The 26,556-nt window shown below is 63.8% G+C and carries 24 protein-coding genes and 1 pseudogene; 14 read left to right on the forward strand and 11 right to left on the reverse strand.

Annotated elements, in window-relative coordinates; translation table 11 throughout:
* The first annotated feature begins 256 nt into the window (after window positions 1-256).
* The 7 genes from QF015_RS15590 (at window position 257) to QF015_RS15620 (ending at window position 6,947) form a co-directional block, all read left to right on the forward strand.
* On the forward strand, window positions 257-595 hold the full coding sequence (locus QF015_RS15590; RefSeq protein ID WP_310203205.1) for a hypothetical protein: 339 nt from the start codon (window positions 257-259) through the stop codon (window positions 593-595).
* Between the two features lie 95 nt (window positions 596-690).
* The gene (locus QF015_RS15595) at window positions 691-2,082 is read left to right on the forward strand and encodes a cryptochrome/photolyase family protein (protein ID WP_429390066.1); all 1,392 of its coding nucleotides are present in this window, start codon (window positions 691-693) and stop codon (window positions 2,080-2,082) included.
* 150 nt (window positions 2,083-2,232) lie between these two features.
* Window positions 2,233-3,732: a CoA-acylating methylmalonate-semialdehyde dehydrogenase gene (locus QF015_RS15600; protein WP_310204047.1), complete on the forward strand. Its 1,500-nt coding sequence runs from the start codon at window positions 2,233-2,235 to the stop codon at window positions 3,730-3,732.
* On the forward strand, window positions 3,732-4,796 hold the full coding sequence (locus tag QF015_RS15605; RefSeq protein ID WP_429390067.1) for an enoyl-CoA hydratase/isomerase family protein: 1,065 nt from the start codon (window positions 3,732-3,734) through the stop codon (window positions 4,794-4,796). Before QF015_RS15600 ends, QF015_RS15605 begins: the two co-directional genes overlap by 1 nt.
* Window positions 4,797-4,842: 46 nt before the next feature.
* On the forward strand, window positions 4,843-5,766 hold the full coding sequence (mmsB, locus tag QF015_RS15610; protein WP_429390068.1) for a 3-hydroxyisobutyrate dehydrogenase: 924 nt from the start codon (window positions 4,843-4,845) through the stop codon (window positions 5,764-5,766).
* A 45-nt stretch (window positions 5,767-5,811) separates the two neighbouring features.
* Complete coding sequence (locus QF015_RS15615; RefSeq protein WP_429390069.1) at window positions 5,812-6,591, forward strand: enoyl-CoA hydratase; 780 nt, start codon at window positions 5,812-5,814, stop codon at window positions 6,589-6,591.
* Between the two features lie 62 nt (window positions 6,592-6,653).
* Window positions 6,654-6,947 carry a DUF4190 domain-containing protein gene (locus tag QF015_RS15620; protein WP_429390070.1) on the forward strand — a complete coding sequence of 98 codons (294 nt, stop codon included), beginning with the start codon at window positions 6,654-6,656 and terminating at the stop codon, window positions 6,945-6,947.
* 53 nt (window positions 6,948-7,000) lie between these two features.
* Here QF015_RS15620 and QF015_RS15625 read toward each other — a convergent pair whose 3' ends face one another.
* Window positions 7,001-7,663, reverse strand: a complete 663-nt coding sequence (locus tag QF015_RS15625; protein ID WP_429390071.1) for a TenA family protein — start codon at window positions 7,661-7,663, stop codon at window positions 7,001-7,003.
* A 126-nt stretch (window positions 7,664-7,789) separates the two neighbouring features.
* Here QF015_RS15625 and QF015_RS15630 point away from each other — a divergent pair, with 126 nt between their 5' ends.
* Both QF015_RS15630 and QF015_RS15635 read left to right on the forward strand, forming a co-directional pair.
* Complete coding sequence (locus tag QF015_RS15630) at window positions 7,790-8,647, forward strand: universal stress protein (RefSeq protein WP_429390072.1); 858 nt, start codon at window positions 7,790-7,792, stop codon at window positions 8,645-8,647.
* A 52-nt stretch (window positions 8,648-8,699) separates the two neighbouring features.
* Complete coding sequence (locus QF015_RS15635; protein ID WP_429390074.1) at window positions 8,700-9,590, forward strand: helix-turn-helix transcriptional regulator; 891 nt, start codon at window positions 8,700-8,702, stop codon at window positions 9,588-9,590.
* 143 nt (window positions 9,591-9,733) lie between these two features.
* Here the strand turns inward: QF015_RS15635 and QF015_RS15640 are convergent, their stop codons facing one another.
* Entirely contained in the window at window positions 9,734-10,363 is a 630-nt protein-coding gene (locus QF015_RS15640; RefSeq protein ID WP_429390075.1) for a DUF1345 domain-containing protein, read from the reverse strand.
* A 212-nt stretch (window positions 10,364-10,575) separates the two neighbouring features.
* Window positions 10,576-11,823: an MFS transporter gene (locus tag QF015_RS15645; RefSeq protein WP_429390076.1), complete on the reverse strand. Its 1,248-nt coding sequence runs from the start codon at window positions 11,821-11,823 to the stop codon at window positions 10,576-10,578.
* A gap of 114 nt (window positions 11,824-11,937) precedes the next feature.
* On the opposite strand from QF015_RS15645, the pseudogene QF015_RS15650 reads away from it, so the two are divergent.
* Window positions 11,938-13,278 (forward strand): annotated as a pseudogene (locus QF015_RS15650) (HNH endonuclease).
* Between the two features lie 7 nt (window positions 13,279-13,285).
* Here QF015_RS15650 and QF015_RS15655 read toward each other — a convergent pair.
* Window positions 13,286-13,795, reverse strand: coding sequence for a MarR family winged helix-turn-helix transcriptional regulator (locus tag QF015_RS15655; RefSeq protein ID WP_089593472.1), 510 nt, complete (start codon window positions 13,793-13,795; stop codon window positions 13,286-13,288).
* A gap of 42 nt (window positions 13,796-13,837) precedes the next feature.
* A complete protein-coding gene (locus QF015_RS15660) occupies window positions 13,838-15,556 on the reverse strand; it encodes an AMP-binding protein (RefSeq protein ID WP_429390077.1) in 1,719 nt (572 codons plus the stop codon).
* 133 nt (window positions 15,557-15,689) lie between these two features.
* On the opposite strand from QF015_RS15660, the gene QF015_RS15665 reads away from it, so the two are divergent.
* On the forward strand, window positions 15,690-16,907 hold the full coding sequence (locus QF015_RS15665; RefSeq protein WP_310203178.1) for an acyl-CoA dehydrogenase family protein: 1,218 nt from the start codon (window positions 15,690-15,692) through the stop codon (window positions 16,905-16,907).
* Here QF015_RS15665 and QF015_RS15670 read toward each other — a convergent pair.
* The 4 genes from QF015_RS15670 to QF015_RS15685 form a co-directional block, all read right to left on the reverse strand.
* On the reverse strand, window positions 16,904-18,541 hold the full coding sequence (locus QF015_RS15670; RefSeq protein ID WP_429390079.1) for an APC family permease: 1,638 nt from the start codon (window positions 18,539-18,541) through the stop codon (window positions 16,904-16,906). The genes QF015_RS15665 and QF015_RS15670 overlap by 4 nt on opposite strands.
* Window positions 18,542-18,686: 145 nt before the next feature.
* A complete protein-coding gene (locus QF015_RS15675) occupies window positions 18,687-20,339 on the reverse strand; it encodes a GMC family oxidoreductase (protein WP_429390080.1) in 1,653 nt (550 codons plus the stop codon).
* Window positions 20,340-21,851 carry an aldehyde dehydrogenase family protein gene (locus QF015_RS15680; protein ID WP_429390081.1) on the reverse strand — a complete coding sequence of 504 codons (1,512 nt, stop codon included), beginning with the start codon at window positions 21,849-21,851 and terminating at the stop codon, window positions 20,340-20,342.
* Between the two features lie 68 nt (window positions 21,852-21,919).
* Window positions 21,920-22,657 carry a hypothetical protein gene (locus QF015_RS15685; protein ID WP_429390082.1) on the reverse strand — a complete coding sequence of 246 codons (738 nt, stop codon included), beginning with the start codon at window positions 22,655-22,657 and terminating at the stop codon, window positions 21,920-21,922.
* Window positions 22,658-22,744: 87 nt separating this feature from the next.
* On the opposite strand from QF015_RS15685, the gene QF015_RS15690 reads away from it, so the two are divergent.
* The 3 genes from QF015_RS15690 (at window position 22,745) to QF015_RS15700 (ending at window position 25,078) form a co-directional block, all read left to right on the forward strand.
* Window positions 22,745-24,331 (forward strand): molybdopterin-dependent oxidoreductase, encoded by a 1,587-nt coding sequence (locus QF015_RS15690; RefSeq protein WP_429390083.1) that lies wholly within the window; start codon window positions 22,745-22,747, stop codon window positions 24,329-24,331.
* A gap of 70 nt (window positions 24,332-24,401) precedes the next feature.
* Entirely contained in the window at window positions 24,402-24,806 is a 405-nt protein-coding gene (locus QF015_RS15695; RefSeq protein WP_310203167.1) for a VOC family protein, read from the forward strand.
* Window positions 24,803-25,078 (forward strand): winged helix-turn-helix transcriptional regulator, encoded by a 276-nt coding sequence (locus QF015_RS15700; RefSeq protein ID WP_310203165.1) that lies wholly within the window; start codon window positions 24,803-24,805, stop codon window positions 25,076-25,078. The genes QF015_RS15695 and QF015_RS15700 overlap by 4 nt, the downstream gene beginning before the upstream one ends.
* Window positions 25,079-25,085: 7 nt before the next feature.
* Here the strand turns inward: QF015_RS15700 and QF015_RS15705 are convergent, their stop codons facing one another.
* Both QF015_RS15705 and QF015_RS15710 read right to left on the reverse strand, forming a co-directional pair.
* A complete protein-coding gene (locus tag QF015_RS15705; RefSeq protein WP_429390084.1) occupies window positions 25,086-25,676 on the reverse strand; it encodes a TetR/AcrR family transcriptional regulator in 591 nt (196 codons plus the stop codon).
* Window positions 25,677-25,721: 45 nt separating this feature from the next.
* Complete coding sequence (locus QF015_RS15710; RefSeq protein WP_429390085.1) at window positions 25,722-26,480, reverse strand: MerR family transcriptional regulator; 759 nt, start codon at window positions 26,478-26,480, stop codon at window positions 25,722-25,724.
* Window positions 26,481-26,556: the final 76 nt, after the last annotated feature.

The following is a 26,556-nucleotide window of genomic DNA, read 5'->3' on the forward strand; positions in this document are numbered from 1 at the left end:
CTTGCGGATCGTGTGAGCTGCCACGGCAGAGGGTCGCGGCCCCCCTGCATGACAAAGATGACGCTACGCCTGAGATGATGCCGGCACCAGAGCCGGCCGTACCTTCGGCCCTGGCGGGAGGGAACATTACCTGGCTGCAATCCAGAGTTAATCTGTTTTCCGGTTACTCCACGGTATGAGGGGTCTATAGTGGGAACAGGACATTCGCTGATGCAGCCCGGCGGCCCGCTTTTTCTTCCGACGCCGGAGGCCCGTAATGACCGACACCCAAATTTCCAGCTTTATCCAGGACTGTGTGGTGTTTGAGGACGACACTGAGAACGGCTTGGACTTTGACACTTTCTATGGCCTGTACATCAGCTGGTGCGTTCTTGGACGCAAAATCCCCATCCCCGACTCTGCCTTCAAGACGGCCTTGGAACTTGAGGGTCTCAGGCCCATCAAGGAAAATGGCCGCAAAATCTACGCCGGGATGAGCATGGTGGGCCCGGCCGCCAGGGACTACGTGATTAACAGCCTTCCCCTGTGGGCCGAGTCGGAGACCAATGCTCCGGTTCTTTCCGAGATCGAGGAAGCCGTTCCCTCCATCGCCTGACTTTTATTCAGCAACAGCGTTCAGCCTGTGCCCCTAGGATTTCCTCAGGGGGCACGGGCTGTTCCTGTTTCCCGGGTATCCGCTGAAAGGAATTAATGAAACCGTCCATCGTTTGGTTTCGCGACGACCTGCGGGTCGCCGACAATCCGGCCTTGCGGGCCGCGGTCGACGACGGTGAAGCCGTCGCGCTGTATGTCCTCGATGAAGAATCGCCGGGGATCCGCGCCCATGGTGGCGCTGCGCGTTGGTGGCTCCACCATTCTTTGACGGCGCTCGGTGAGGAGCTGGACAAACTCGGCATCCCGCTGCTGCTCCGTCGCGGACCAGCCGGTGAGGTGGTGCAGAAAACCGCGACGGCGGTGGGTGCCGGTGCGCTGTACTGGAACCGGCGGTACGGTGCCGTCGAGCGGACCATCGACGCCGGCATCAAGGCCTGGGCGGGCGAGGCCGGACTGCACGCGTCAAGTTTTCAGGCCTCCCTGCTTCATGAGCCGTGGAATGTGACCACGAAAACGGGTGGGCAGTACAAGGTCTTCACGCCATTCTGGCGGACCGTGTCAGCGCAGGATTTCCGGGAGCCACTGGCCGTGCCGGCCCCGGGCCATGGGTACACCGGCAAACTGCCGGCGTACGACGAGCTGGACGACTGGCACCTGCTGCCCACCACACCGGACTGGGCCGGGGGTTTGGCCGGGATGTGGACGCCGGGAGCAGCTGCCGGACACCAACGGCTTGCAGCATTCGTGGCCGATGGCCTGTCCAATTACAGCGAAGGCCGCAACCGTCCGGATACTGATGGCAGCAGTTGCCTCTCGCCTTACCTTCGCTGGGGCGAGCTCAGCCCGTTCGAGGTGTGGCACGCGCTGGGTTCCAAGCGTTCGGAAAGCTCCAGTATTTTCGCGTCCGAGCTGGGTTGGCGTGAATTCTGCTGGCACCAGTACTTCCATAACCCGGAGCTCGCCACCGCCAACCTTCGTTCCGAGTTTGACCGGTTCCCCTGGGCTTGGCCCGGCAGCAGCGGCGGCGACGGAAAGCATCCCGGCCACGAAAGTGCGCCGGAGGAGTTCCTCGCGTGGCAAAAGGGACGCACTGGTTTCCCGATGGTGGACGCCGGTCAACGCCAACTGTGGCACACGGGGTGGATGCACAACCGGGTCCGCATGGTGGCGGCGAGCTTCCTGGTGAAGAACCTGGGCATCCACTGGCAACTGGGCGAGCAGTGGTTCTGGGACACTCTGGTGGATGCCGATCCGGCGTCGAATCCCGCGAACTGGCAGTGGGTTGCCGGCTCCGGGGCAGACGCCTCACCCTTCTTCAGGATCTTCAATCCGGAGTCACAGCGCACCAAGTTCGATCCGCAGGGAAAGTACATCGCCCGGTGGCTTCCGGACTTCGGTACGCCCGACTATCCGGAAGAGATCGTGGATCTGAAGACCACCCGGGCCGAAGCGCTGGAGGCGTACAAGGGGATGAAGGAAGTCCACTAGCCCTCGAAAGTGCCCTCTGGAAATTAGTAGGAAGTCCGAGTATATTCGGGTTCAGAGATGACCTGGATCACAGTTGGTCACGTGTTCCCCGCAGTGGTCCCAGCACCCAGCGGCACGGCAGTCATTCACGATGCAAAGGAGCATTCCACCATGGTGCGCGAGCTTTCACACTACGTAGACGGCCAGAGGATCGACGGCACGTCCGGCCGGTTCAGCGATGTCTACGACCCCTGCACGGGCGAAGTCCAGGCCCGGCTTCCGCTGGCCAGCGCCGAGGAGGTCCGCAACGCCGTCGCAAATGCCGAAAAGGGCCAGCTTGAATGGGCAGCCATGAACCCGCAACGGCGGGGACGCATCCTGCTCAAGTTCGTGGACCTGGTCAACGAGAACATGGACGAGCTCGCCACGTTGCTGTCCTCCGAACATGGCAAGACGTTCGCGGATGCCAAGGGAGACATCCAGCGCGGCATCGAGGTGGTGGAGTTCTCCGCAGGGGCCCCGCATCTCCTCAAGGGCGAGTTCTCGGACAACGCCGGGCAGGGAATTGACGTCCACTCGCTGCGGCAGCCGCTGGGCGTCGTCGCCGGCATCACCCCCTTCAACTTCCCGGCCATGATTCCGCTGTGGAAGTCCGGCCCGGCGCTCGCAGCCGGCAACGCGTTCATCCTCAAGCCCTCGGAACGGGACCCGTCCGTTCCCTTGCGCCTTGCCGAGCTGTACAGCGAAGCCGGAGTGCCGAACGGCGTCTTCAATGTCATCAACGGTGACAAGGAGGCTGTCGACGCACTGCTCGAAGACCCGCGGGTGAAGGCCATCGGCTTTGTGGGGTCCACGCCCATTGCCCAGTACATCTACGCCACTGCCGCCGCCCACGGCAAGCGCGCACAGTGCTTTGGCGGGGCGAAGAACCACATGGTGATCATGCCCGACGCCGACCTGGACATGGCTGCCGACGCCCTCATTGGTGCCGGCTACGGTTCCGCGGGCGAACGCTGCATGGCGATATCCGTGGCCGTGCCCGTGGGCCAGGAAACCGCCGATGCCTTGGTGGCCAAGCTGACCGAGCGCGTCAAGGACCTGAAGGTGGGCCACAGCCTGGACAAGGACTCGGATTTCGGCCCCGTGGTGGCTGCTTCTGCGAAGGAGCGGATTGAGGGCTACATCCAGTCCGGCGTGGACGAAGGCGCAACCCTGGTGACCGACGGCCGTGGCCTTACCGTGGACGGTTACGACGGCGGATTCTGGGTGGGCCCGACCCTCTTCGACAACGTCACCAAGGACATGAAGATCTACAAGGAAGAGATCTTCGGCCCTGTCCTCAGTGTGCTCCGCGCAGCCGACTACGACGAAGCGCTCAGGCTCTGCAGCGAGCACGAGTTCGGCAACGGCGTCGCAATTTTCACCCGCGACGGCGACTCCGCCCGGGACTTCGCCAGCCGCGTTGAGGTGGGGATGGTGGGCATCAACGTGCCGATTCCCGTGCCCATCGCCTATTACACGTTCGGCGGCTGGAAGGCCTCCGGCTTCGGCGACCTGAACCAGCACGGCGCCGATGCCTTCCGGTTCTACACGAAGACCAAGACCGTGACCTCGCGGTGGCCCTCCGGCATCCGCCAAGGAGCAAGCTTCATTATGCCGGCAGGCAGCTGATGGGGGCCGTGGAGACCGAAGACGAGGTTATTTTTGAGCGCCGGGGCCACCTTGGCGTCGTCACGCTCAACCGCCCCAAGGCAGTCAACGCACTGAACGCCGGAATGGTGAAGGCCATGCTCCAGCAGCTGACCGACTGGGCTGACGACGACGCCGTTGCCACAGTTCTGGTCCGCGGCGCAGGAGACCGCGGGTTGTGCGCAGGCGGGGACATCGTGGCCATTTACAAGGACATGCTGCACAGCGGGACCGAAACGGCCGACTTCTGGGCTGACGAATACCGGCTCAACTCTCTGATTGCCCACTATCCCAAACCGTACGTGGCATTCATGGATGGGCTGGTTTTGGGCGGCGGAGTGGGCGTCTCGGCGCATGGCTCAGTGCGTGTGGTCACCGAGCGGACACGCACCGGTATGCCGGAAACCACCATTGGTTTCGTGCCCGACGTCGGCGGTACGTTCCTGCTGTCGCGCTCGCCAGGTGAGGCGGGAACCCACGCAGCGCTGACAGGGGCGCACCTGTCCGGTCCAGACGCTTTGTTCCTGGGGCTCGCGGACCACTTTGTGCCGTCCGAACACCTGCCCGCGCTGGCAGAAGCGCTGGAAAGCTCGACGGCGGAGGCCGCCGTCGAGCGCTTTGCCCGAGCCGCGCCGGAGTCGGCTTTGGCAGCCCAACTCCGGTGGATCGACACCGCCTATGCGCAGGACGACGCCGAGGAAATCGTCCGGAGCCTGCGCTCTGCGGGGGACGAGGCCGCTGCCGCGGCGGACACCATTGAGGCGAAGTCGCCGACATCCGTGAAGGTCGCCTTGGAATCGCTGCGCAGGGTCCGGGGGCTCACTCTCGAGGAAGCGCTGGACCAGGAGTACCGCGTGGGACTCCGCTGCCTTGCCGGACCTGATTTCCGTGAAGGCATCCGGGCGCAGGTGGTGGACAAGGACAGGAACCCGCAATGGAAGCCGCCCACCCTGGCTGACGTCCACGCGTCCGACGTCGAGAGCTATTTTGCTCCGCTGGGCGACCGGGAACTGGGGCTCGCCGGGTTGGGTTCGGACGCCACATGACCGCCATCGAGCAGCCAGCAATGAACAGCCAGTCGAAGGAGACGACGTGACAGAGAACGCAACACCGGCAACGGGACCCATTGCTTTCCTCGGGCTCGGGCACATGGGCGGGCCGATGGCAGCCAACCTGATCAAGGCCGGACATGACGTCATAGGTTACGACCCCGTCCCGGCGGCCGTTGAGGCAGCGGTGGCACACGGGATTCCCATGGCCTCCACGGCGCATGAGGCCGCGGTGGAAGCGGCCGTGGTGCTGACCATGCTGCCCAGCGGCAAGCACGTGCTGGACGCCTACCGCGGCGTGGACGGACCAGGGCTCCTTTCGGTTGCGAAGCCGAACACCTTGTTCCTGGACTGCTCCACCATCAACGTGGACGAGGCCCGGGAAGCCGCGGCGATTGCGGTGGACGCCGGACACCGTTCAGTGGACGCACCGGTTTCCGGCGGGGTGGTGGGTGCCGAAGCGGGCACGTTGACGTTCATGGTCGGCGCGCTTCCCGAGGACTTCGAGACTGTGCGGCCGATCCTTGAGCTCATGGGCAAAAGGATTGTCCACTGCGGGGACCACGGCGCCGGGCAGGCTGCAAAAGTCTGCAACAACATGATCCTGGGGGTCTCCATGATTGCCGTGGCGGAGGCGTTCGTGCTCGGTGAGAAGCTGGGACTCACCCACCAGGCGTTGTTCGATGTAGCGTCCAACGCCTCCGGGCAATGCTGGGCCCTGACCACCAACTGTCCGGTTCCGGGACCGGTTCCCACCAGCCCGGCGAACCGCGACTATCAGCCCGGCTTCGCCGGAGCGTTGATGGCCAAGGACCTGCGCCTGGCCTTGAATGCGTTGGAGAGCACCGGTGTCGCGGCGGAGATGGGGCCGCTGGCTTCGCGTATCTACGATGCATTTGCTGCCGGCGAGGGGGCGGGCAGGGACTTCTCCGGCATCATTACGGAGATCCGCGACAAGTCCGTGTGAGAGGTTTGACCTGAACGTATGACCAGCTTGGCGGAGAGGGAGAGCATGACGGAGCAGTACCAGAACATTGTGGTGGAACAGCGGGGCCGGGTTGGCTTGGTGACCCTGAACCGGCCGGAAGCGTTGAATGCGCTCAACACTGCGCTCATGAATGAGCTCGTGGACGCTGTCACGGCCATGGACACCGACGCGGAGGTGGGGGCCGTGGTGATCACGGGCTCAGCCAAGGCGTTCGCGGCAGGCGCCGACATCAAGGAGATGTCCTCCAACAGCTACATGGAGATGTACGCGGCAGACTGGTTCCGGCGGTGGGAGGACCTCACCCGCCTCAGGATTCCCGTTATTGCTGCTGTCTCCGGCTTCGCTTTGGGCGGTGGCTGCGAGCTGGCCATGATGGCCGACTTCATCATCGCCGGGGACAACGCCAAGTTCGGCCAACCCGAGATCAACCTGGGAGTCATTCCGGGGATGGGTGGATCGCAGCGGTTGACCCGGGCCGTAGGCAAGGCCAAGGCGATGGATATGGTCCTGACGGGCCGGTTCATGGACGCCGATGAAGCCGAGCGCTCCGGCCTGGTTTCCAGGGTGGTTCCCGCCGCCGAGGTAATTGATGAAGCGGTCAAGGCGGCGGAAGTCATCGCGTCCAAGTCCAAGCCCGCAGCGATGGTGGCCAAGGAAGCCGTGAATGCAGCCTTCGAGATGGGGCTGTCCCAAGGGGTTGTGTTCGAGCGCCGGGTGTTCCATTCCCTGTTTGCTACCGAGGACCAGAAGGAAGGCATGGCCGCGTTCAGCGAGAAGCGCCAACCGGAGTTCAAACACCGGTAATGCGCGCGTGTTTTGGGGTGCGGCGGGGATAGACTCGGGGCACTTACAAATGGGGAGAGAACATGTCAACGGAGATCGTTCAGGCTAACCACACTGAAGCGTCCACCCAGCCGATCAACCGGCAGGCCCTCGTGGCAGCCGCGATGGCCGTCGTCGCACTGGTGGGGCTGTTCTTCGCGGGTATGGCGGTCATCGCTGTGTTCGTCGTGGGGGCAGGGCATGTTGCCTTGAACCAGATCCAGCAGCGCGGCGAACGCGGACGCGCCTTCGCCATTGGCTCTTTGGTGGTCGGCTACGGCATCGGACTCCTGTCACTGGGGTCGGCGCTGATCTTCGCGTTTACCTCCGCAGGTTAACTAGGACGCAGCTCACGGTCCTACTTTCGTCATATCCGGGAACCGGAAGCCGCTTAGCGAATAGTTGCGGGGACGAGGGCGGCGTCGAAGAACGCCCGCTCCAGCCGTACCGCCTCAGCGAAGACAGCGGCAACCCGCTGACGCTCCTGCGGCTCTGAAGGCTCGACGGCGTCGAACTCGTCCCGCAGCCAGCTCACCCACGCGTTGTACCCGGGGTTGTTGTGGAGACGGATCCATTCGGCGTGCTTGGATTCGACAGGCCAGGTGGCAGGGTCTCCCGCGCGTGCGGCCCAGTCCCCGTAGAGCCACTCAGCAACCAACAGCACAGCCAGCACCTGGGGGTAGGAGCGGGTGCCCAGCGTGTCCCGCATGAGGGCATCGAAGTTGCGGGTGGCTTGTCCCGGAGTGGGTGCTGTCCTCTCCGCTTCGGGAACGTCCAGTTCGTTGAAGCAGTCCTGGAAGTACGTATTCTCGTCCGACGCGAACGCCCCGAGGACCGCCGCAAACACCAAACGGGAAGGCAGTGAAGGTGCCGAGGCCACGGCCTGGCCGAGGAGGGCTGTGAACGGGTCGCAGAACTGGTAATCCTGCACGAGATAGTGGCGCAGCTGCTCATCGGGGAGGGACCCGTCCAGCAGTTGGTCAACGAACGGATGGTTGACGGCGGCGTCCCAATCCTCGGCGGACCGGTTCCTGAGTTCTTCGGAAAATCCCACGGTGTTTCCTCCTGGAGTGTCAGCATCGGAGCCTAGCAGCGTACTGGGTTTTGGCGGCGGTCATGACGCCCTGATGCGGCTCCCGGTACTCTGGTGCGGCCCCCGGGGCCAGCGTAGGCTCGGGCCATGACGGAAACCCGCACGATCGTGGTCGGCTATGACGGATCCGAAGAAGCCAAGCGAGCCGTCCAATGGGCGGCCCGGCACGCGGCGCTGCGGGACTGTTCACTGCACGTTGTTCATTGTTCATTGTGGGTTCTGCTGTCCCATAACAGGGGACCGGTCCCCGGGGTGGCTGATAGTGGCCTCGAACGTGCGGCCCAGAAAGTCCTGGAGGAGGGACTGGCGCTCGCCAAAGAGACCGTCCCCGAATTATCTGTTCGCACCACCTTGCTGCACGGAATGCCGCGTGATCACCTCGCCCACGCTTCCCTTGGGGCAGAGATGCTGGTGCTCGGAAGCCGCGGTCTTGGTGGGTTCATGGGCCTGCTGGTGGGGTCCGTGAGTTTGGAATTGGCGGCCACCGCAGAATGCCCGGTGGCAGTCATCCGCGCAGATGACCACCCTGAGGGTCCGGTACTGCTGGCGGTGGATGACTCGGGATCACCGGCAGCACTTGAAGATGCCTGCCTTTTCGCTGCGGCAACGGGGGCTGAGCTCAGGATTGTGCACGTACTCCACGAACCTGCCGGGTACCGTTTGCTGCGCGAACCTGTGGAAGCGTACCCGGAGGCTGAAGCGCTCCTGGATTCCGTCATGAGCCAGGCCAGGCACAAAGCACCTGGAATCACTGTGAGCGGTGAGTTGCTGGTGGACGCATCCTTCTCCCGTGCTGTGGTCAAGGCTTCCCACAGTGCACGCATCACGGTGGTCGGCACCAAAGGCCATGGAGTTATCAAGGGCACCATCGGGTCCACGGCGCACGCTGTGCTCCACCACGCCCACAGCCCTGTGCTGGTGTCCCGCCGGAGTCCTCAACCATAGGTGGTCCTGGGAGGGACTCCCTCGGCGGCCGGTCCGGACCTAGGGTGAAGTCATGGACAATCGGGCAGAAGTACGTGAATTCCTGATCTCCCGGCGAGCACATGTGACGCCGGAGCAGGTTGGACTGCCAACCGGCTCCAACAGGCGGGTCAAGGGATTGCGGCGCAGTGAGGTGGCCACTCTTGCTGGACTGAGCGTTGAGTATTACACCCGTTTGGAGCGCGGTGCCATCAGTGGTGCATCGCCCCAAGTGCTTGAGAGCCTGGCGCGGGCGTTGTGCTTGGACGACGCGGAACGGGCCCACCTGTTTGACCTGGCCCACGCGGCGAGCCCAGTCGCCCGACCACCCCGGCGCCGGAACGCAAAGTCCTACGTGCCGCACCGTAGCCTGCAGTGGGCGCTCGACGCGATGACGGCCGGCCCCGCCTTCGTCCGCAATGGCCGCATGGATCTGCTGGCCGTCAACCGGTTGGCCCGGGCTTTCTACAAAGACTGCTACGACATGCCGGGCCAGCCGCCCAACATTGCACGATTCACGTTCCTGGATGAACGGGCCTACGAGTTTTACCCCGACTGGGATGCCTTCGCCGAGGTCACTGTTTCCATTCTGCGCACCGAAGCCGGCAGGGACCCGCACAATAAAGAGCTTCACGACCTCATTGGCGAACTCAGCACCCGCAGCCATGACTTCCGCACACGCTGGGGCGCGCACAACGTCCGCCACCACGGCACGGGGTTCAAGACGTTCAACCACCCGGTCGTCGGTGAGATGACGCTCGCCTATGAGGGCTTGGAAATGGCGGCCGAGCCTGGGCTCACCCTGACGATCTACGCGGCCGAGCCCGGGTCGCCGTCGGCGGAGCGCCTGCAACTGCTGGCGTCGTGGGCTGCCAGCGAATACGGTGTTCAGTCCGCCTCTGAAAAGACCCGCGCGGACAGCTGATAGCCCTCAATGGATGACTCCAGGCGAGCCAGCCCATCGAGGAAATCCTTGATGTCCTCGGTCTCAGCGCGCAGGTCAGCCAACCGTTCAACGTCGTCCGGTACGTCCGTCGCCGCATTTCCACGTTCTCGTCAAGCCTGTGGTCAACTGGACTGGCCGAGGCTGACGACGAGGTTGATTGCCACTGCGACCACGAAAGTGCCAAAGAAGTAGGAGAGCAAAGCGTGCCCCAGGGCGATCCTTCGGGAGGGAGTGGATGACTCGTTCACATTGCTCGCGTTGTATGCCATGCCGATAGAGAATGCTGCGTAGGCGAAGTCGCTGTACGACGGGTCCTCGTCCTGATTGAAGGTGAAGCGATGGCGGTCGTCGTGGTAGTACATGCGAGCGTACTTGAACGCGTAGACCGTATTGACGAGAGCCCACGCGAGCACCACGCCGAGCGCAGCCAGGAGCGCCGCGGCCACGCCGATAAGGTCCTTCTGCTGGCTGCGGATCAATGCGAAGACGACCGCCACGAGACTGATAAAGGTCGCGACTATGATGAGGGAGTCAACGAGCCGTCGGGACTGACCCTCCTGGCGGGCGAGTTCACCCGTGGCGTCCGGGCCAGCGGGCCACGCCTTGGTCCACGCCCACACCAGGAAGATGCAGCCGGAGACAGCCCATCCAATCAAGGGCGCGAGTTCGGGAACACCGAGCAACACCGTAATGAGCGCGATAACGAGACCGATGACGGCCGAGACCAGAGCCTTGAGATCTATGTGCGACATTGAAGAAGTTGCCCTCCAGCCTTGATTGACCGTGAAGGGATCCGATGGCCTGCCGCCTCGGTCGGAGCGAACCTCAACATCACGGAATATCTCAGGACCTATTGATTCCTTTGTTCTCAGAAGGAACCGGGCGGCTCAGTGCCCCCGATTGTACGCGGCGTGCTATCCGCTTTGAAGGTCGGATCGAAACCTTGCCCGGTGACAGGTCGGGGCTAAGCGCCATGGTCGATGTCGCCACCGGCGTGGCCACAACCTTCCTCCCCTGGGGGGGATCCCTCCTTCCGATCCCTTAGCAACAGCAAGGTGAGCGGCAGGAAGTAGAGCGCAGCGACGCCTGCGCCCACCAAAACCGGTCCGCTGGCCCCCAGCGCCGATTCCAGGGCGAAGCCTGCGACCCACGAACCCATGGCCGTGCCCAGGTTAAATGCGGACGTGCTGAGCGCCGAGGCCAGCGTGGGCGCATGGCCCGCATATCCAACGGCTTTGCCGATAAGGATCGGATTGGTGGCCATGCCGAAGAGGCCCAACAGGAAGATCAGCACCACAGTAACCAGGGCGTAGCCGGAGAACATGAACAGGGAGCCGAGGATCAGGAAGGTCATAGCTGCTGAGATGAAGAGCGCCGGATAGGGGTGGTGGGCACCGAAGCGGCCACCCAGAGTTGAACCGATAAACGCCCCGACGCCGTAAGCCATCAACACCAGCGGAACCGCGGCTGCGGCAAGTCCGGTGTTCTCCGTGAGCAACGGGGAGATGAAGGTGTAGGCAGCCAAGGATGATCCGCAGACGATCGCACAGCCCGCAAGAACAAGCCACACCCTCGAATCGCGCATACTTGCCAGCTCTGCACGCACCGACGGCGTGGACCCCGACCCAGAATCCGCGGCAACCAATCGATGGACCGCAACCGCCCCCACCAGCGCCAAGGCTGCGAGAACCCAAAACGGTCCCTGCCAGCCAATGACCTGGCCGGCAAACGCACCGAGGGGAACACCCACAACGTTGGCGAGCATGCCGCCGCCCAAAACAACGCCCAACGCACGGGACGCGGCCGCAGCGCCCGCGGCTTTTGCACCCACGACGGCGGCTACCGCCCAGAAAGCGCCCGTCGCCAACGCCGTGAGGAAACGCGCGCCAAGAATGATCGTGAAGTCCGAGGACAGCGCCACCATCACGTGGCCCACCGCGAAGACCACCAGTGCGAGGCTGAGCGTCAGGCGGCGTGACAGCCTAAGCGTCAGGATCGCCATCGTGGGAGTGCCGACGATCATGCCGACGGCAAAGATGGTGATCATGAGACCGGCGTCAGCTACGGAGATACCCAGATCGCCGGCGATCTCCGGCAGGATGCCCGCAACGATGAACTCTGTGGTTCCCATCAGGAACACACCCGCAGCCAAAATATAGGTCACCAATGGCAACCGGCGGCTCGTGGTGGTGGAAAGGGTGGTGGTGGTCATTCACCCAGCACATCAGGTTGACGGAGCGCCAGGGAGTCCCGCTTAAAGGAGGTCCTCCGGGGGACTCCCTTAATCGGACGTTATATTGTCGGTGCCTGCTGCAAGAGTAGGGGCATGGAGCGGATTGGGGAGACTCAGGCGGGCTCCGTCCCGGCTAACACTGTGGGCGGGGACCTGATCGAGCAGTTGCGGGTGCTGGAGGAGATGAAGTCGGCCATCTCCGCTCTACAGGCGCGTGTTGCTGTGGCTTTTGATCTTGTCCAGCGCGCCGGGCAGGCCGAGGCAGGCGTCCCTGCGTCCGAGCGTGGCCACGGGGTGGGAGCGCAGGTTGCATTGGCCCGGCGTGAGTCCCCGAACCGTGGGTCACGTCTCCTGGGTTTGGCGAAAGCCCTCGTCGCGGAGATGCCGCATACCTTGGCGGCCCTGAAGTCGGGGCAGTTGAACGAGTGGCGTGCCACGCTGCTGGTCAAGGAAACGGCGTGCCTGTCTGTTGAGGACCGGTGCGCGGTGGACGAGGAACTCGCCCCCGACGCCGGGACCTTTGCCGGGAAGGGCGACAAAGCGATCATTGCCGCTGCGAAAGCTGCCGCGTCTCGTCGGGATCCGCGCTCGGTGGCCGGGCGGGCCAGCCGTGCCGCCGCTGAACGGACCGTCAGCCTGCGCCCGGCGCCGGACACCATGACGTATTTGACGGCGCTGTTGCCGGTGGCTCAGGGCGTGGCTGTTTATGCGGCGTTGAGCCGGGCCGCTGACTCGGCCCGTTCCAGCGGCGGCTCTGGCGGGGTTGTCCCGACCCGCGGCCAGGTCATGGCCGACGCCCTCGTGGAACGCATCACGGGGACCCCGGGAGGGTTTTCGGGGATCAACCTGGATCTGGTCATGACCGACCGGACCCTTTTTCAGGGAGACAGTGAACCGGCCCGCCTGAGGGGTTACGGAATCGTCCCGGCCGAGTGGGGGAGGGAGCTCCTGGGGTTGGAGCAGGCCACGGGCTCAAGGCCAGTGAAATCCTGCCCGGCCAACTCCGGACAGGCAAACACCGGCCCAGGGCAGGCAACCCCGGATCAGGAGCTCACAGTCCGGCTTCGCCGGCTCTACACCGCGCCGGGCACAGGAGAACTCCTCGGCACGGACTCCAAGGCCCGGCTCTTTACCGGCCGGCTGAGGCGATTCATTGAGACCCGGGACCGAGACCTGCCGCACGCCGTACTGCGACGCGCCCATCCGGCACATTGACCATGTGGTTCCCTGGCAGTCCGGCGGAAAAACGAACTTCAGCAACGGCGCAGGACTATGCGAAGCCTGCAACCACACCAAAGAACACCCCGGTTGGACCACCACAACGTTCCACGGGGCCCGCACGGCGTGCACACCCTGGAAATCAGCACTCCCACAGGCCACACGTACCAATCCAAAGCCCCACCCCTGCCAGGGCACAGCCCCTCTAGAACGTAGGAACCTTCTATTCTTCCGTGAAGTCCCCGGCATCCCTGCGGAAAGTGCCCAAAACGCGGATGAGGTGATCGACGTCGTCGGGCCCGAACCCTGACTGGCCGAATACCTCGGCGTTGAGTGCCGCCGTCGCCTTCTTGGCGAGGGTGCGGCCTTCCGCCGTGAGTTCGATCAGCGTGGTGCGCCCATCGGTGGGGTGCGGAGAGCGGGCCACCAGGGCGGCCTTTTCCAAGCGGTCGACGGCGTTGGTCACCGACGTTGGATGCACCTGCAGGAGCGCGCTGGCTTTGTTCATGGGCAGGGCCCCGCTGCGGGCGAAACTCAGGAGCGCGAGGAGTTCGTAGCGGGCGAAAGTGAGCCCGAACGGTTTGAGGACGGTCTCGATGCGCGCGAGCAGGATCTGCTGCGTGCGCATGATCGCGGTGATGGCGGCCATGGGCGCGGCAACATCGCCCCAGCCATGCCGTTCCCAGTTGCGCTGGGCATCGGCAATGGGGTCGCGGGGGAGTGGGGTGCCCATGGGCCTCCTTCGGTTGCTTGGTTGGCCTGGTCTTCCGGGTGGCTAGTCTTTCAGATTCGGGAACTCTTCCTCGGTGTATTCGACGCCCAAACCCGAAGGCAGCGGACCGTCTCCGTGCCGCGCAACCTCCGTGCCGCGCAGTTCCACGCGCCGGATCTTGCCCGAGATGGTCTTGGGCAGCTCTTTGAACTCGAGCCGGCGGATGCGCTTGAAGGGGGCCAGATGCTCGCGGCAGTACTTCAAAATGTCCTCCGCGACCGCCGGTCCGGCTTCATAGCCTGCGGCCAGCACCACGAACGCTTTCGGCACCGACAGCTTTACCGCATCAGGCGAAGGCACGACGGCGGCCTCCGCCACTGCGGGGTGTTCGATCAGGACGCTTTCAAGTTCGAAAGGCGACAAACGGTAGTCGGAGGACTTGAACACGTCGTCGTCCCGGCCAACGTAGGTGATGACGCCGTCAGCATCCCGGCTGGCCATATCGCCGGTGTGATAGTAGCCATCGCGGAACGCGTCGGCCGTTTTCGCTTCGTCGCCGAAGTAGCTCTTCATGAGCCCCACGGGCCGGGGGTCCAAGCGCAAGCAGAGTTCGCCGTCGTCCGCTTCCTGGCCGGTGACCGGGTCAACCAGGACGACGTCGTACCCGGGGAGCGGCCTTCCCATGGATCCGATTTTCACCGGCTGCGCGGGGGTGTTGGCGATCTGGACAGTGGATTCTGTTTGGCCGAAGCCGTCGCGGATCGTCACGCCCCAGGCTTCCTCGACCTGTCCGATAACCTCGGCGTTGAGTGGTTCGCCAGCGGAGACCACCTTCAATGGTGGCGTGGTCAGCTGCGTGAGGTCGGCCTGGATGAGCATGCGCCACACGGTAGGGGGTGCGCAGAAACTGGTGACGCCTTCGCGGCCCATTTGGTCCATGAGGGCAGCGGCGTCGAAGCGTTCGTAGTTGTAGATGAACACGCAGGCTTCGGCGATCCAGGGTGTGAACACGTTGGACCATGCATGTTTGGCCCAGCCGGGCGAGGCGACGTTGAGGTGGACGTCGCCGGGTTCAAGGCCGATCCAATACATTGTGGACAGGTGGCCTACGGGGTATGACGTATGGGTGTGCTCCACCAGTTTGGCCCGTGATGTGGTGCCGGACGTGAAGTAGAGCAGGAGGGTCTCGTCCGCCTTGGTGGGGGCATCGGGCGTGAAGTCCGTGCCGGCGTCGTACGCATCTGCGTACTGTTTGGCGTCCGCGTTGGCGCGATCCGCACCGACCTCGATCAGCGTGTAATCGCCGTCAACCGCCGCGAACTTGCCGATGTTGGCACTTCCGACGGCCACCCAGCGGGCCCCGCCGCGCTCCACACGGTCCTGGAGATCGCGGGCACCCATCAGCGTGGTGGTGGGAATCATGACGATACCCAGCTTGATGCCCGCCAGCATAAGTTCCCAGAGTTCCACCTGGTTGCCGAGCATGATGATCATGTGGTCGCCGCGTCGAACGCCTTGGCTCCGCAGCCAGTTGGCTACCTGGGACGACCTTAGCGAGAGGTCCTTGAACGTGCGGCGCGTGGAACTGCCGTCCTGTTCCACGATGACCAGTGCCGGCTTGCCACCCTTGTCCTCGTCCGCTGCGATCCGGTCGAACCAATCGAGTGCGAAGTTGAACTCCTCGAAGCGGGGCCACTGGAATTCGCCGTGCGCCTGCTTGTAGTCCTCGCGCAGTTCCAGCAGCCGGTCGCGGGCCGCACGGAAGTCGTCTGTGACTGTCATAGTCCGCCTTTCGCTTTCGGGATTCACCGGCATCTTTGCCGGACACCCCGCCTAGTGATCCACATCACCTTGCAATATACTAGGACATCCAAGGGTTTGGAAGAGCCCGTATGGGAGATGACGAAGGGGTCTGATGCTCGACGACAAAGCGGCCGGCACCGTTACCAGCGGGGCGGCACCGGAACACGTCCTCCCTCCTTACCCGGAGGCGGACCTGATGCACGTACTGGACCTGCTCCCGGCGGGGGAGCGCTTGCGATATCTGGAGATCAGGGAGTTCCTGCAAACACGCATCCGCTCTGCCAGCATCGACTACTGGAACCGGGAGGAATTCCCGTTCGGGCTCCTCGCTGACATGGCCAAGTTCGGGCTCGGCGGACTGCAAACAGACGGCTCCACCAAGCTCTTCAAGGGCCTCATGTATACCGAGATCGCCCGGGCTGATGTGTCACTTTCGGCGCTGGTGGGCATCCACAACGAGCTCATCGTGGGCATGATTGACGAGCTCGGTTCTCCAGAACAAAAGAGTCGCTGGCTGCCGGGGCTGGAAGCCTTCACCCAGCTGGGCGCCTTCGCGCTCACCGAACCGGACCACGGCTCGGACATCGCCGGGGGACTGTCGACGACGGCGCGGCGCGACGGCGGCGAGTGGGTCATCAACGGTGCCAAGCGCTGGATCGGGGCCGGCACCATCGCGGACTTCGCCTTGGTATGGGCCCGCGATGTGTCCGACGGCCAGATCAAGGGTTTCATCGTGGAGACCGACCGCCCCGGCTACTCAGCCACCAAGATCTCCAACAAGATCGGACTCCGCATCATGCAGAATGCGGACATCGTCATGGACGATGTCCGCATACCTGCGGAGAATCTCCTGCCAGGGGCTACGGAGTTCTCGCGGGCCAACGATCTCTTGCGTGATTCCCGGGCCTGGGTGGGATGGCAGGCTGCGGGAATACAGTTGGCAGCCTTTGATATCGCCCGTACTTACGCGTTGGAGCGTCATCAGTTCGGCAAGGAGTTGGCCCGGTTCCAGCTTGTCCAGCAGCAGCTCGCCGACATCCTGGGCAATGCCAACGCCTCGCTGTCCATGATGGTGGAGCTGGCGCGGATCCAGCAGGCGGGGAAGCTTGAGATGGTCCAGGCGGCCATGTGCAAGGCCACCACCACCCGCCTGGCCCGGTCATCCGTCGCCATGGGCCGTTCTTTGCTGGGCGGGAACGGAATCACCACGGACTATGAGATGGGCAAGCTGTTTGGCGACGCCGAAATCCTGTACACCTACGAGGGCAGCTACGAGATCAACTCGATGATCGTTGCCCGCGCGGTGACAGGGAAGTCGGCGTTCGTCTAAGCCTTCACCGTTTGGGCTGGGTCCGCCTGTGCCGGCTTCGCCTGGGCAAGGTCCGCCTGTGCCGGCTTCGCCTGTGCCGGTTCCGGATCCGAAGGAGCAGCGGCCGCCGCGTGCTCGGCCAGGACTCCGGTGTGGTGCCGGATGCGGAGCCGGTACAGGAGCGTGCCGCCGATGATGACCGCGCCAACGAAGATCACTCCGCCCCATTGCAAGTACCACTCGAACGGCGGTACCGAGTTGTAAATCTCCGGCCGCGGCCACACAAGGTTCAGCGTCATGGCGCCGCCCCACAGTACGGCGAGGATGTTCACCGGGAGGCCCCATTTGCCGAGGCTGAATCCCGGTTCCGAACCGTCGTCCTGCAGGGGCCATTTCTTCAGGAACCGGCGTCGCAACATGGGCACCGTCACCAACAGGTATGACAGGTAGATCAGGACGATGCTGATGCTGGACAGGATAGTGAAGATGGCCGGCTGGGAGATGTTGACGATCAACGGAATCACCGCCACTACGCCGATAACGATCGCAGCCACCGTGGGGGTCTTCCGCGTGGGGTGCACCTTGCTGAGCTGGCGGCTGAAGGGAAGGTTGTTGTCCCTGGCCATGGCAAACATCATCCGGATGGCTGCTGCATGGACGGCCAGCGTGCAGACCACCACGGCTACGACGATGCACGCCAGGAAGGCCTTGCCGAACGGCCCGCCCAGCACCGACAACACGATGTACTGCAGCCCGCCATCGGCCGCTCCCAGCTTGGGATCGGACAGATCGGGTGCGGCCAGGATGCCGCCCAGGAGGAGCAGCCCTCCCAGGAGGAATGATGCGGTGACGGCGCGCAGGATCGCCCTGGGAGCCGTGCGCTTGGGGTCTTTGGTTTCCTCGCCCAAGGAGCTGGCGGTGTCGAATCCGTACATGACGTAACCGGAAGCCATGGCCGCAATGAGGAACACCCCGAAGAAGCCCAAGGGATGTTCTTCACCGAATCCAGCGGTATCCAGGAGGACTTCCGGTCCCCGCACCGAGTGCCAGATGAGCGCCGCAATGAGCAGGACGGCAGCAACCAGCTCCACGAACACGCCCACGCTGTTGATCATGGTCATGAGTTTCACGCCGAACGCGTTGATGAGGGTGGAGATGCCGATCATGATGCTGGCCAGGATGACCCCGTTGACGGCAAAGTCGTACGGGCCTGTTCCGTCGCCTACCATCTGGAAGCCGCTCCAAATCTGCGGCAGGGTGATTTGCAGCGCCAATGCTACGGAGCCCAGGGCCATGATGGAGGAGAGCAACAGCAACCAGCCGGCCAGCCACGCCCATGTTCCGGTGGAGAGCCTTTTTGCCCAGTTGTACACCGAACCGGCCACCGGGTAGCGGCCGGCCAATTCCGCAAAACACAGCGCGACCATGAGCTGGCCGACGAAGACGATGGGCCACGACCAGGCATAGGCGGGCCCCGCCGTCGAAAATCCGAAGTAAAAAAGTTGAAAAACGCCGGTGAGAATCGAGATGTAACTGACGCCGGCGGCAAAGCTGGCAAACTTACCGATGCTGCGGTCGAGGGTCTGGGCATAGCCAAACTCGTCCATGCCGCTTGCATCGCTCTTGCAGGGTCCTGTTTTGCTGGGTTCTAACATTCGAACTCCTAATTCAGACATGCATGAATGGTGATAGCCCGCGGCCGCCATTGGACGCAGTCGATATCAAAAAGCCGGGCACCACGGTGTGCCTGCGGCTGTTTCCCCCATTGTTTGTTGCGTGGGTCTAAAAGCAGGGTGCATTTCAGGCGAGGGACAAGCTGAAGCCGGCTTCCGCCGTCGTGGTTTCCTCCGTTCGGCTGGCGCTGTGGTCGGCCTTGATGAAGTCGGCGCAACGCTCGCCGATCATCATGACAGTGATGTTGGGGTTCACGGTGACGTGTTCCGGCATGACGGACGCATCGGCCACGCGCAGTCCGGTCACGCCCTTGACCCGAAGTTCGGGGTCCAACGGGGACATGTCGTCGTCCACCGCGCCCATGCGGACTGTGCCAACCGGGTGGTAGACGGTGTTGTGCGTCTTGCGGATGTAGTCCTGCAGTTCCTCGTCGGTTTGTGCCTCAAGACCAGGGGAGAGTTCCCTGCCGGTCCATTCGGCCATGGCCGGTTGGGCAGCAATTTCCCGGGCCTTGCGGATGCCGGCCACCATGACGCGCATGTCGTGGCCCTCGGGATCGGTGAAGTACCGAGGGTCAACCATGGGCTTGTCGCGGAAGTCCCGGCTCCGCAGCCGCACGGTCCCGCGCGAACGTGCATGGGTGACATTGGGAGTCAGGCTGAAGCCGTTCTCCGTGGTGGGGTAGCCGTACCGCAGGGTGTTCATGTCGAAGGGGACCGAACCGTAGTGCATCATCAGGTCCGGGCGGTCAAGGCCCTCTTGGGTGGGAGTGAAGATGCCGATCTCCCACCACTGGGTGGAGGTCTGCACCATGGGCTGCTTGGCCTCGAACTGCACCACGCCTTCCGGGTGGTCCTGCAAGTGCTCGCCCACGCCCGGGGAATCCACCAGGACCTCGATGCCATGCTGCGCGAGGTGTTCGGCCGGGCCGATCCCGGAGAGCATCAGCAGCTTGGGGGAGTCGATGGCGCCGGTGGACAGGATGACCTCGCGATGCGCCGAGAGCCTGTGCGTCCGACCGAATGCCGAGTCCACCACGTCGACGCCGGTGCAGCGCTTGTCCGCGTCGAACACCAGTTGGCGGGCCCGCAGGCCGGTCAGCAGCGTGAAGTTTTCGCGGTCGATGATCGGATGGATGTAGGAGACCGAGCTGGAGGAACGTGTCCCGTCCGAGCGGCGGTTGATCTGGAAGAAATTGGCGCCGGTGACCACGGTGGTGCCGTCATTGAACTTTGCGCGGGGAATACCGGCCTGCTCACAGGCATTGAGGAGGGCGACTCCCGCGGGATCGTTCGGGGGAACGTTCATCAGGTGCACTGGACCGGAGTCGCCGTGGTGGGGAGCATCCGGGCCGGCGTCCTCGTTCGTTTCCAGGCGCTGGTACAAAGGCCAGGCGGCGGCAGCGTTCCAACCGGTGGCGCCGTACTTCGACTCCCACTCGTCCAGGTCTTCGCGGGGAGCCCAGAAAGCGATGCAGGAGTTGTGGCTGGAACAGCCACCCATGACCTTGGCGCGGGCATGGCGCATGAAGGAGTTGCCATTTTCCTGCGGTTCTACCGGGTAGTCCCAGTCGTAGCCGGATTCCAGCAGTTCCATCCAACGATCCAGTTGCAGGATCTCCGGCAGGTTGCGGTCATCCGGGCCGGCCTCCACCAGGGCCACGGTGACGGCAGGGTCCTCGCTCAGCCGGGCGGCCACGGCAGCTCCGGCAGATCCTCCGCCAATGACGACGTAATCGAACCCGCGCTCGCTGAGGTTGTCGATGGTGTCGACGTGCATCTATTTCTCCTTGCCGTGGTCTGCGAACCAGCCGGTCACCTGCGGGCTGGTGTTCTGGTAGATGTGCTTGGCTTCCTGGTACTCACCCAGGCCGGTGGGGCCGAGTTCGCGGCCGACGCCGGACTGGCCAAAGCCGCCCCACTCAGCCTGCGGAAGGTAGGGGTGGTAGTCGTTGATCCAGATGGTGCCATGCCGCAAACGGCCCGCTACGCGCTGGGCCTTGCCGGCATCCTGGGTCCAGACCGCACCGGCCAACCCGTAGATGGTGTCGTTGGCGGTCGTGACGGCTTCGTCTTCCGTGCGGAAAGTTTCCACCGTTACCACCGGGCCAAAGGCTTCGTCGATGACAACCGACATTCCCCTGTGGACGCGGTCCAGGACGGTCGGCTGGTAGTAGAAACCGGCGTCGAACTTTTCTCCCTGGGGGGCCGCACCGCCACACCTCAGCCGTGCGCCTTCCTCGATACCGCGCTGGACGTAGGCGTCCACTTTCTCCCGGTGGGCCGCGGAAATCAGTGGACCGGTTTCGGCGGACTCATCGAACGGGCCGCCGATACGGATGCCCTGTGCCTTGCGGACCAGCTCGTCGACGAAGCGCTCGGCGATGGATTCCTCCACCACCAGCCGCGCGCCGGCCGAGCAGACCTGGCCCGAGTGCACAAATGCGCCGTTCAGGGCATTATCGACGGCGGCATCGAAGTCAGCGTCGGCAAACACGACGTTGGGGTTCTTGCCGCCGAGCTCCAGCGCCACCTTTTTCACGGTGCCGGCGGCAGCCGCGGCGATGCGCTTGCCGGTTTCCAGTCCACCGGTGAAGGAGACCAGGTCAATGTCGGGGTGCTCCGAAAGCGGCGCGCCCGCTTTTGCTCCGGGGCCGGTCAGCAGGTTGGCGACGCCGTCCGGCAGGCCCAGGTCCTGAAGCAACTGCATGGCAAGGATGGCGGTGGAAGGGGTGAGCTCGGCAGGCTTCAGGATGAAAGTGCAACCGGCGGCCAGTGCGGGGGCGATCTTCCACGCGGCCTGGAGCAGCGGGTAGTTCCACGGTGTGATCAGGCCGCAGACGCCCACGGGTTCGTAAACGATTCTGCTGACGACGGCGGGGTCCCCTGCGTCGACTACCCGGCCCGCCGACTGCCCGGCGAGTCTTCCGAAATATTCGAAGCAGGCAGCGATGTCATCGATGTCGATGCGGCTTTCGACGATCCGCTTGCCGGTATCAAGCGATTCGGCACGGGCGAACTTCTCGCGGCGTTCGCGGAGTTCAGCGGCGACCTTGAGCAGGAAGGCGCCGCGCTCGGGAGCGGGGACCGAGGACCAGACGCCGGAGTCGAAGGCTGCGCGGGCTGCGGAAATGGCGCGCTCGGCATCCTCGCGTCCAGCTTCGGACACGGTGGCGACCAGTTCGCCGTCGGCCGGGTTGTGGATTTCGCGTACCGCGCCGGACGCGGCCGGCTCCCAGCGGCCGTTGATGAAAAGGGTGGAGGCGGAGTCGGAAAATGTGGCTTGGGTCATACGAAGGAGGTTAGTGCATCTTGAACATCTGTTCAAGGAAAATTATGAACAGATGTTCAAACGTCTCGTTAGCGTGCATTGATGCTGATGTTGTTGCCAATTTCATCGAGGGTTGTTTTGAGCGTCTCGACGTTAGGGCAGAGCGCCTCCACTTTGACTGTGACCGCCGGCTTGCTGAAGGTTCTTACCGCGGTGTACCCATAGGAGTCGCCCGATGTGTAGGTGAGAGACAACATGTCCACTCCGCGATTACCCGCCATGCCGTAGCCCAAGGTCGCGTCCTTAACGTTCGCGGCGAGATCCGGCTTTCCGGGGATGAGGATGGCGAGGACCTTCAATGTTGACTCCCGGTCGTCACCGGGTACCAGTTCGGAGGGTTGGTTGCGCACCTGGATTGTTCGGACCTTGCATTGCGTGCTATCCGAGGTGAAGGTCATCATCCCGTCCGTTGCCATGCGGCTGTAGTCGGCCTGCCATCCGGCGTTGGGATCGGTCAAAGAGCTGGCAATGTCAGGGGTGTGTCCACCCTTTTCATCACCCAGGATCCTCTTGCCGTTCTCCCACGTGAGGGATTCAGTGGCGGGGTCGAGCTTTCCCTCGGCGCTGGAGTTGCCGGCGGTTGACTCAGCCTGAGGTGAGGTTGCTGTGCCACTTCTTTCAGTGCTCGATGGCGGCGTGGAGCTTGCAGCGGCCGTGCCTGGATTCTCGGCAGGGGCTGCTGTGCCGGCGGAGCATCCGCCCAGGGTCGAGATGACAAGAATGGATGCGGCCACCGCGAGCAACGGCTTTCGGGATGAGGTCTGCATGAGGGCTCCTAGGGTTATATCTATCAATTGGATTAATCTACCACTCGGCCGACCCATCCCCGGTCCCGCCCGCTACGAACTCCCTACATGAAAAAGCTCGGACTCCGGACCAAAGGTCCCGAAACCATGGCAGCGCTGGCAGGCGTGGTGTCGGCCGCCGTCGTGCTCGCCGTTGCGGAACTGATCGGCGCGTTCTTCACGGCAAGGGCAACCCCGGTGTTTGCGCTGGGCTCCACCTTCATCGACTTCACGCCACCGTGGATGAAGGACTTTGCCATAGCCACGTTCGGTACCAACGACAAGGCTGCGCTGTTCGTAGGCATGGGCCTCACCATCGCTGTGCTGGCCTGCGTTCTGGGTGTGGTGGCCTACCGGAAGTGGGCGCTGGGCGTCCTGGGCGTGCTGTTCATGGGCGCCGTGATTGTTGCCGCCGTCCTGACCCGCGCCGGGGTGGGACCCGCTGACGCCATCCCCTCCGTCCTGGGAACCATCGCCGGCCTCGTTGTCCTGCGCCGCCTCATCATGCCGCTATGGCGGTTGAAAGCGTGGCCGGAAGCCCCTGCTGACATAGCAGCCGACGCCGATGCCCAGGTCGGCGGCGCCGGCACCAGCCGCCGTCGCTTCTTTGCTGCCGCCGGTATCACCGCGGTGGCCGCCGGAATCGCGGCAACCGGCGGGCGGCTGCTGGGTGCCGCGCGCAACAACATAGCCCAGGCCCGGGAGGCGCTCCGGCTGCCTGCCCCTGTTAAGCCGGCGCCTCCTGTACCGGCCGGTGTCCAGTCTCCGGTGCCTGGAGTCTTCCCCTGGCTGACGCCGAACAGCGAGTTTTACCGCATCGATACAGCCCTGAGCGTCCCGGAAATCAATGTCAAGGATTGGGTGCTGCGGGTGCACGGAATGGTTGAGGAAGAGGTCACCCTCACCTTCCAGGACCTGCTCGACGCCGACCTGATCGAATCGCATGTCACCCTCACCTGCGTATCCAACCCGGTGGGCGGAAAGCTGGCCGGAAACGCCAAATGGCTTGGCCTGCCGATCCGAGACGTCCTGGCCAGGGCAAAGCCGAAGGAAGGCGCGGACATGGTGCTCTCACGTTCCATTGACGGCTTCAGTGCCTCTACTCCACTGGAAGTCCTGCAGGATGACCGTGATGCCATGCTGGCCATCGGCATGAATGGAGAACCACTTCCGCTGGAGCACGGATACCCCGTGCGAATGGTGGTTCCGGGGTTGTACGGGTTCGTCTCGGCCACCAAATGGGTGGTGGAACTCGAAGTCACGCGCTTCGCGGACAGCAAGGCTTACTGGACTGAGCGCGGCTGGTCCGAGCGTGGTCCCATCAAGACCATGGCACGCGTGGACGTGCCCAAGTCCTTTGCGAAGTTCCCGCCAGGGAAGGTCGCCGTGGGCGGCACCGCATGGGCCCAGACCCGGGGAATCACCAAGGTGGAAGTGCAGATCGACGACGGTGAATGGATGGAAGCAACCCTTTCCGACGAAGCCTCCACCATCACCTGGCGCCAGTGGTCCTATGAATGGGACGCCACGCCCGGCCTCCACTACGTCAAGGCCCGCGCCACCGACGGCACGGGCGAAGTCCAGACGGACAAGCGTGCAGATCCGGTGCCCGACGGGGCCTCAGGCTGGCCGTCGGTGATGGTCACTGTGGAGTAGGTGCGGGCGGGGGTGAGGGCGGGCGTTGGACCCCTTGACGTCGCACTTGCATTTTGCAAGTATGAGCCTCATGAACCTTTTCATCACTTGCCCGGTTGAGAACGTCGAGCGCGCGACTGCCTTCTATACCGCCCTCGGCTGGACCCTCAACGCCGAGATGTCCGATCACAACGTGTCCTGCTTTGCGATCGCGCCCGAGCAGTACATCATGCTCGGCAGCCGCGAGATGTACGCGAGCGTCGGGGGGTCCGAGGAGCTGGTCGGCGGACCCGAAACCCCGTCGAAGGTCACGGTCTCATTCGACCTCGGCAGCCGGGAGGCGGTCGACGAGCTCATCGAACGCGCCGGTGCCGCCGGAGGGCGGATCGGCGATACTGACGACTACCCCTTCATGTATCAGCGCCAATTCGACGACCCCGACGGCTACCACTACTCGCCGTTTTGGATGAAGCCGGACGCCGCTCCGACCACGTGAGCAACCTCGCCGCGGCCCTGGACGTCGTCGGATCACGGTGGGCCCTTCTCATCGTGGAGCGGCTGCTTGAGGGGCCACAGCGTTACGGCGATCTGCAGCGCGACCTCGGGGTCCCGACCAACATGCTCGCGACCCGCCTGCGTGAGCTCGAGGCCGCCGGCGTATTATCCCGCCTGCCCCTGCGCCACAACACCCGGGCTTACGCGCTGACCGATAAAGGGCTCGCCTTGCGCGAGGCGATCGACGCGCTGGCACGCTGGGGCGAGGAGTAGCGTCGACTTACCGCGTCGGTGCGAAAGCAATCTGCTCCGTGCGGGCAATGCCCCTTTCGATCGCCGCCTTGTCTATGCCCAGCAACGTGGTGAGCCACATACCGTTTTGCACCACGACGATGTCGGCCGCCCGATCCTTGCACTCATCAAGGGAAAGCCCGGGGACAGCATTGCCGATCAGGGCCGCAAGCCCTTGGAGATATCTGTCAAAGGCTGCAGCGTTGATCTGCGCGAAGTCCTCATCCGCCTGGGCGAGGGCCCACAGGTGGAGGCGGAGGGACAGGTAGCTTGTGGTCAGGAGTTCGGGGTCCGCAACGCGGCGCAGGGACTCCCGGAGTTGCTCGTCCGGGGTTGACGTAGGCGCTGGCTCCACCAAGAGGAGGTCGTGCTCTTCAATCTGGTGGAGCACCGCGCGGATCAAACTCGGTTTGTCTTCGTAGTAGTAATTCACGAGTCCAAGTGCGACGCCGGCTTCACGGGCCACAGCGCGCATGTTGATGCCCGAAATGCCGTGGCGGGACAGCAGTTCCAGTGCCGCATCGAGAATTCGCTTCTGTCTGTCAACCTGTTCGCCGGACTTTACGGTGCTTGTACCCATTCGGCCAGACTATTGTGAAAACCCTGATCGGCGCATCCCGGCCGTCTACAGGTTCTGCTCTGCGTAAGTCCGCAGCGCATCCCGGACGAAGGCCGCCCCGGTTTCCCCGCCGTAGTTGGCAGCAAACCTGGGGTCAGCGACATACATTTCGCCGAGGCCCGTGACGTAACCCTTGACGTCTCCGCCAGGTGCCGCCGTCGGGGTTCCCGGAATTCCCCGGAGCCATTCGACGTGGCGCCGCGCCAGATCCTGCGCGTCGGCGCTATCCGGTGAGACCCCGGATTCGGCAGCCGAGATCCAGTCCGTGCCCAGTTTCCGGACGCGGTCCTTCCACTGCTGCTTTTCTTCGGCGCTCATTCCGCGCCACCAGGAATCACTGGCGGCGTAGGCGTCCTTGCCCCAGCGCTCTTCCACCTCTTCTTTGTATTGAGTGTGGTCGAAGCCGTCAAACATATCCTGTGCCATGTACTGTCCATCCCCTTTCATTGTGTCGATGGTTTGCCGAACGGAGGCGATCTGCCGGGCCAGCCTGTCCTGCTCCTGGGCGAGCCATTCGAGATGGCTGCTCAGCGCTTTGACGGTGTCCGTCTCGCGGTCGAGGATCCCGGCGATGGCCGGAAGGCCGAGCCCCAATTCCCGGAGCAGGAGGATGCGCTGGAGCTGAACCAAGGCCGGACCGTCATAGTGGCGGTAGCCGTTATGGCCGGTCCGGCTTGGCTTCAGGAGCCCGATGTCGTCGTAGTGACGCAGCGTGCGGCTGGTGGTGCCTGCGATCTTGGCGATTTCCTGGATTGACCAGTCCATACGTCCTCCGTCCTGTGCTTGTTCTTCGACAGTAGAGGTTGACGTTACGTCAAGGTCAAGGGGATGGTGGCAAGCA

It is taken from the genome of Paenarthrobacter sp. TE4293 (genome assembly GCF_050435325.1).
GTDB lineage: Bacteria > Actinomycetota > Actinomycetes > Actinomycetales > Micrococcaceae > Arthrobacter > Arthrobacter nitroguajacolicus_C.

Coding starts and splice junctions, on each gene's coding strand:
- QF015_RS15680 (WP_429390081.1), bottom strand. CDS start 21,851: ATGACCCAAGCCACATTTTCCGACTCCGCCTCCACCCTTTTCATCAAC.
- QF015_RS15630 (WP_429390072.1), top strand. CDS start 7,790: ATGACGGAAACCCGCACGATCGTGGTCGGCTATGACGGATCCGAAGAA.
- QF015_RS15670 (WP_429390079.1), bottom strand. CDS start 18,541: ATGTTAGAACCCAGCAAAACAGGACCCTGCAAGAGCGATGCAAGCGGC.
- QF015_RS15695 (WP_310203167.1), top strand. CDS start 24,402: ATGAACCTTTTCATCACTTGCCCGGTTGAGAACGTCGAGCGCGCGACT.
- QF015_RS15645 (WP_429390076.1), bottom strand. CDS start 11,823: ATGACCACCACCACCCTTTCCACCACCACGAGCCGCCGGTTGCCATTG.
- QF015_RS15635 (WP_429390074.1), top strand. CDS start 8,700: ATGGACAATCGGGCAGAAGTACGTGAATTCCTGATCTCCCGGCGAGCA.
- QF015_RS15685 (WP_429390082.1), bottom strand. CDS start 22,657: ATGCAGACCTCATCCCGAAAGCCGTTGCTCGCGGTGGCCGCATCCATT.
- QF015_RS15640 (WP_429390075.1), bottom strand. CDS start 10,363: ATGTCGCACATAGATCTCAAGGCTCTGGTCTCGGCCGTCATCGGTCTC.
- QF015_RS15705 (WP_429390084.1), bottom strand. CDS start 25,676: ATGGGTACAAGCACCGTAAAGTCCGGCGAACAGGTTGACAGACAGAAG.
- QF015_RS15655 (WP_089593472.1), bottom strand. CDS start 13,795: ATGGGCACCCCACTCCCCCGCGACCCCATTGCCGATGCCCAGCGCAAC.
- QF015_RS15615 (WP_429390069.1), top strand. CDS start 5,812: ATGACGGAGCAGTACCAGAACATTGTGGTGGAACAGCGGGGCCGGGTT.
- QF015_RS15660 (WP_429390077.1), bottom strand. CDS start 15,556: ATGACAGTCACAGACGACTTCCGTGCGGCCCGCGACCGGCTGCTGGAA.
- QF015_RS15600 (WP_310204047.1), top strand. CDS start 2,233: ATGGTGCGCGAGCTTTCACACTACGTAGACGGCCAGAGGATCGACGGC.
- QF015_RS15590 (WP_310203205.1), top strand. CDS start 257: ATGACCGACACCCAAATTTCCAGCTTTATCCAGGACTGTGTGGTGTTT.
- QF015_RS15675 (WP_429390080.1), bottom strand. CDS start 20,339: ATGCACGTCGACACCATCGACAACCTCAGCGAGCGCGGGTTCGATTAC.
- QF015_RS15605 (WP_429390067.1), top strand. CDS start 3,732: ATGGGGGCCGTGGAGACCGAAGACGAGGTTATTTTTGAGCGCCGGGGC.
- QF015_RS15710 (WP_429390085.1), bottom strand. CDS start 26,480: ATGGACTGGTCAATCCAGGAAATCGCCAAGATCGCAGGCACCACCAGC.
- QF015_RS15620 (WP_429390070.1), top strand. CDS start 6,654: ATGTCAACGGAGATCGTTCAGGCTAACCACACTGAAGCGTCCACCCAG.
- QF015_RS15665 (WP_310203178.1), top strand. CDS start 15,690: ATGCTCGACGACAAAGCGGCCGGCACCGTTACCAGCGGGGCGGCACCG.
- QF015_RS15690 (WP_429390083.1), top strand. CDS start 22,745: ATGAAAAAGCTCGGACTCCGGACCAAAGGTCCCGAAACCATGGCAGCG.
- QF015_RS15595 (WP_429390066.1), top strand. CDS start 691: ATGAAACCGTCCATCGTTTGGTTTCGCGACGACCTGCGGGTCGCCGAC.